Origin of the sequence: Streptomyces sp. S3(2020), from assembly GCF_013044505.1 — a bacterium.
Classification (GTDB): domain Bacteria; phylum Actinomycetota; class Actinomycetes; order Streptomycetales; family Streptomycetaceae; genus Streptomyces.
Genome location: NZ_JABERD010000402.1, coordinates 1 through 4,230, shown reverse-complemented (window position 1 = coordinate 4,230; position 4,230 = coordinate 1). Strand labels below are relative to the sequence as shown.

Annotated in this window: 6 protein-coding genes; 2 read left to right on the top strand and 4 right to left on the bottom strand. The window is 71.7% G+C overall.

All coding sequences use genetic code 11. The features are described 5' to 3' along the window. Positions 1 to 597: hypothetical protein (locus tag HLK59_RS48590; protein ID WP_240983078.1), on the bottom strand; the 597-nt coding region annotated here is incomplete at its 3' end. Continuing rightward, entirely contained in the window at positions 594 to 728 is a 135-nt protein-coding gene (locus HLK59_RS52245; RefSeq protein ID WP_277349596.1) for a hypothetical protein, read from the bottom strand. The genes HLK59_RS52245 and HLK59_RS48590, both read right to left, overlap by 4 nt. A 175-nt stretch (positions 729 to 903) precedes the next feature. Here HLK59_RS52245 and dapA point away from each other — a divergent pair, with 175 nt between their 5' ends. After that, positions 904 to 1,818 (top strand): 4-hydroxy-tetrahydrodipicolinate synthase, encoded by a 915-nt coding sequence (dapA, locus tag HLK59_RS48585; RefSeq protein ID WP_171148095.1) that lies wholly within the window; start codon positions 904 to 906, stop codon positions 1,816 to 1,818. Here dapA and HLK59_RS48580 read toward each other — a convergent pair whose 3' ends face one another. Then, positions 1,819 to 3,045 carry a WD40 repeat domain-containing protein gene (locus tag HLK59_RS48580; protein ID WP_171148094.1) on the bottom strand — a complete coding sequence of 409 codons (1,227 nt, stop codon included), beginning with the start codon at positions 3,043 to 3,045 and terminating at the stop codon, positions 1,819 to 1,821. Beyond that, on the bottom strand, positions 3,042 to 3,602 hold the full coding sequence (locus tag HLK59_RS48575; protein ID WP_171148093.1) for a SigE family RNA polymerase sigma factor: 561 nt from the start codon (positions 3,600 to 3,602) through the stop codon (positions 3,042 to 3,044). The genes HLK59_RS48580 and HLK59_RS48575 overlap by 4 nt, the downstream gene beginning before the upstream one ends. A 139-nt stretch (positions 3,603 to 3,741) precedes the next feature. Here HLK59_RS48575 and HLK59_RS48570 point away from each other — a divergent pair. After that, positions 3,742 to 4,230, top strand: a 489-nt coding sequence (locus HLK59_RS48570) for a hypothetical protein (RefSeq protein WP_171148092.1), incomplete at its 3' end; no start/stop codon positions are given.

The window sequence follows — 4,230 nt, the reverse complement described above, 5'->3', positions numbered from 1 at the left end:
GGCCTCCGCGGTCAGTTCGGGTACGCCGAGGCCGTCGGCCGTGACATCCGCCACCGCCGTCCCGCTCCCCGCGACGACCCGCAGCCCCTCCCCCGCCAGCCGTGCGAACGACGCGAGCGAGACCGACGTACGCCCCCGCAGACACCCCGCGCACGAGGGCGCGAGCGCGCGCCAGCCGGGGCGGCCCCAGCCGGCGTCGGCCAGGGCGGAGGCGACGGTGCCACAGGCGCAGGGGCCCACGGTGGCGACGCGGATCCGCTGACGGGCATAGCGGAAGCCGAGTTCGAAACGGAGGTAGCGGCCGATGACCGAGACCTCCAGCAGCACGGCCGCCCGATGCTCGGCCGTGCACAGCAGCGCCTCGGCCGTCGAACGGTCGTGCACGCAGTGGAAGCCGCAGTCGCAGCGACGGTGCGGCGCCTGATGCCGCAGACCGTAGACGCAGGACGCGTCGGCCACGACTCCGTACGGCAGCGCGCCGCCCAGCGACACACCGGTGAACCCGGCCCGGGTGCCGTCGTGGGACAGCACCGGGTGGGCGATCTTGTATCCGGTCGGCGGCTCCGTCGGGTGTTCCTCCGGAAGCCGCAGCCTCATCGGGCGGCCGGAACCTCTTCGGGCGCCTTCAGTTCCCCGACCTCTTGCGGAAGTTCGAGTTCGGGTTCCTGCTCGTGCGCCTGCGGCCGCTCTTCCGCGACTCCGGTGGCGAGTGCCTTACCGAGCTTCATGACGCCTCCCATGACCAGGGGCCGATGACCGTCCTGGCCATGGTGACCCATGAAGTGCCGATTTGGACATAGGGCCCTGGCGGCACCCGCAGCCAGCGACCTCTTAGCAACACTTACCGATAACTCGTAGAAAAATTAAGTGGAGCTTCACGATGGCTCTGCCGAGACTACTCCCATGACGTACTCCCCTCCCACCGCCGCTCCCACCGCCCCTCCCTTCGGCCGCGCCCTCTGCGCCATGATCACGCCCTTCACCGAGGGCGGCGCCCTCGACCTCGACGGTGCCCAGCGGCTCGCGGAGCGGCTGGTGGCGGAGGGCTGCGACGGGCTGGTGCTCTCCGGTACGACCGGCGAGTCGCCCACGACGACGGACACCGAGAAGGCGGAGCTCGTACGAGCGGTGCGGGAGGCGGTGGGCGGGCGGGCGTCGATCGTCGCGGGCGTCGGCACCTTCGACACCCGGCACACCGTGGCACTCGCCCTGGAGGCCGAAAAGGCGGGCGCGGACGGCCTGTTGGTGGTCAGCCCGTACTACAGCAAGCCCCCGCAGGAGGCGATCGAGGCACACTTCCGCCAGATCGCGGACTCCACCGGACTGCCGATCGCGCTCTACGACATCCCGGGCCGCACCGGCACCCGTATCGAGCCCGACACCCTGATCCGTCTCGCCGGACATCCCCGGATCGTGGCGGTGAAGGACTGCTCGTACGACTTCCTCGCCGCCCAGAAGGTCATCTCCCGCACGGAGTTGGCGTACTACGCGGGCTGCGACGAGCACAACCTCGCCCTGTACGCGGTGGGCGGCGCGGGATACGTGAGCACCGTCGCGAACGTCGTCCCCGCACAACTCCGCGCGGTCCTCGACCTGTTCGACGCGGGCGACACGACGGAGGCGGCCCGCCTCCAGCGACGCGCCACGCCCCTCATCGAGTTGACGATGTCGGCGGGCCTGCCCGGCACGGTCACCGTGAAGGCCCTCCTCAACGACCTGGGCCTGCCCGCGGGCCCGGTCCGCGCGCCGCTGCTGCCCGCCGACCGGGATGCGGTCGACGGGCTGCGGGCGGCCTACGAGGAGCTGACGGCCGGCTGATCAGCGCGTGGCGAAGACGGGCTCCCACGTCGTCAGTTCGTCCTCCGGATGCGCACGCTCGCCGCTCAGTGGTACGACCTTGTGGCTGCCGATCGTGACCAGCACGAGCCGGTCCTTGTACGCGTCCTTCTCAGGGCTCGTCCGCTCCCAGGCGATGAGCCGCTGGTCGTCGACCCAGGCGAGCAGTTCGGCGCCGCGGACTTTGGTGATCTCCTTGCCGGTGAGGGGATCCTTGATGAAGGAGTACGACTGGCCGGGCAGGGACCTGTCGGCGATGGCGGGTACGTTCACCTCGGCCAGACCGAGGGCGGCCAGCTTGCCGTTCGGGGACAGCCGCGCGGGCACGTCCCAGCGCAGGTACTTCTCGTTCGCGGGCGCGGCGATCTCCTCGCCCGACAGGTCGTAGAACTTTCCCCGGACGAGCGTCTCGAGACCTCCGCCGGTCGCGTACAGGTGCTTGTCGTCACGGGTGAAGGCGAAGTCGGCGCGGCCACTCGCGTCGGAACTCGGGACCCGGTGCCAGATACCCCCGCCGCTCCCGGCCAGGTCCAGGAGGAGGAACCCCGTCCGGCTCGCCCTAGGCGTGGACGTCCACTCGCCATCGAGCTTCTCCAGCGGCTCGGGATGCTCGGAGTACGTCGTGGCGACCAGCTCGGTCCCGCCGTTCGAGAACGCCAGCCCACCGACCCCCTTCCCGACCGGGATCCACTTCTCGACCTCCCCCGTCGCGAGGTCGAGCAGCCCGATCCGGGCGGCGGGCAGGGTCCGCTCCAGCACGGCGGCGGTCTTCAGACCCGGCGCCACGGCGACGAAGGACCACCGGGTGTCCTTCTCGTACTTGCCGGTGTCGGGATCGAGCAGCCAGTACGTCCGCTCGGAGGTCGTCTCCTTGTCGTTCTTCGCCACGGGCGCCGTCGTGTAGTACGCGGCGAGCGCCGACCGCCCGGCCGCGATCAGGTCGCTCGGCGGCGACTGGTCGGGGTGGGCCCTGATCTCGTCCTGCCGCGTGACACGTGCGGGACGTACGTCGTCCTTCCCCTCGTTCAGCAGCGGTACCCCCACGCTCACGGCGAGCACGGCCGCGGTGGCGGCGGCGACGGACACGAGCCTGCGGGTGCGACGGCGACGGCGCACGGCCAGCACCCGGTCGGCGAACCCCGGGCCCGCCGACGGCTCGTCTACGGCCAGCTCCCGCAGGGAGTCACGCACGAGTTCCTCGACGTTCACGGACGTACCTCCACGGGTGTGTAGTCATGGGCCGGCGGCTGCCGGGGGTCCTCGCCACCGCTCAGGGCGGCCAGTTCGGGCGCGAGGGTGCGCAGCCGGGCGAGCGAGCGGTGGGCGGTGGACCGTACGGTGCCGACGGAGCAGCCCAGGATGCGGGCCACGTCGGCTTCGGGCAGGTCCTCGAAGTAGCGCAGCACGAGCACGGTGCGCTGCCGCGCGGTGAGCCGGGCGAGCGCGCCGCGCATCACGAGGCGCAGGTCGGTGGCGGACGAGGCGTCCGTGTCCGCCCGCCTCTCCGGCGGCTCGGCGACGCTCAGTTCACGTCTGGGCCACTTCAGCCGCCAGCGGCTGATCTGCTGCCGGTAGAGGATCCGCCGTACGTAGGCCTCGGGTTCGTCGATGCGGTGCCAGCGGCCGGCCGCCTTGATCAGCGCGTTCTGCAAGAGGTCCTCGGCGGTGTGCCGGTCCCCGCCGCTGAGCAGCACGGCCGTCTTCAGCAGCGCGGACGACCGGTGCTCCACGAACTCCCGGAAGCTGTCCTGCGCTTCGGCATCCATCGTCACCTTCTCTTCCCCCGGGGCGGACCTGGTGTCCGCCCCCTCTGCCCCTTGTGACGCGCGGGACCGCACCCCGCTATGTCTGCGCGTACGAGAAAATTCCACCGGCCCGCCGGTGCCCCTCCCGTACGGTGACCCGATGAGCCGCCCGCGCCCCCGCCCGCTCCTCTTCCTCGACGTCGACGGCCCCCTGAACCCGTACGCCGCGAAGCCGGAGCGCCGCCCCGAGGGCTGTACGACGATCAGGGTGTCCATGCACCAGGACCGCCGTCCGCTGCGTGTGTGGCTCGACCCGTCCCACGGCCCTGCCCTCCTCGCGCTCCCGTACGACCTGTGCTGGGCGACGACCTGGATGGACGCGGCCAACCGCTGGATCGCCCCGGTCATCGGCCTCCCGCCGCTGCCCTACGTCGACTTCGGCGACTCCCTGCTCGCCCACCGCCCCGACGGGATCCACTGGAAGACGGAGGCCATCGTGACGTACGCCGAAGGCCGCCCCTTCGCCTGGGTCGACGACGAGCAGAGCCCGGCGGACACCACGTACGTCTCGGACCACCACCCCGCCCCCGCCCTCCGCCACCACGTCGCCCCCCGGCCCGGCCTCCCCCAGCGGGCCTTCACGGCCCTG

Coding starts and splice junctions, on each gene's coding strand:
- HLK59_RS52245 (WP_277349596.1), bottom strand. CDS start 728: ATGAAGCTCGGTAAGGCACTCGCCACCGGAGTCGCGGAAGAGCGGCCG.
- dapA (WP_171148095.1), top strand. CDS start 904: ATGACGTACTCCCCTCCCACCGCCGCTCCCACCGCCCCTCCCTTCGGC.
- HLK59_RS48575 (WP_171148093.1), bottom strand. CDS start 3,602: ATGGATGCCGAAGCGCAGGACAGCTTCCGGGAGTTCGTGGAGCACCGG.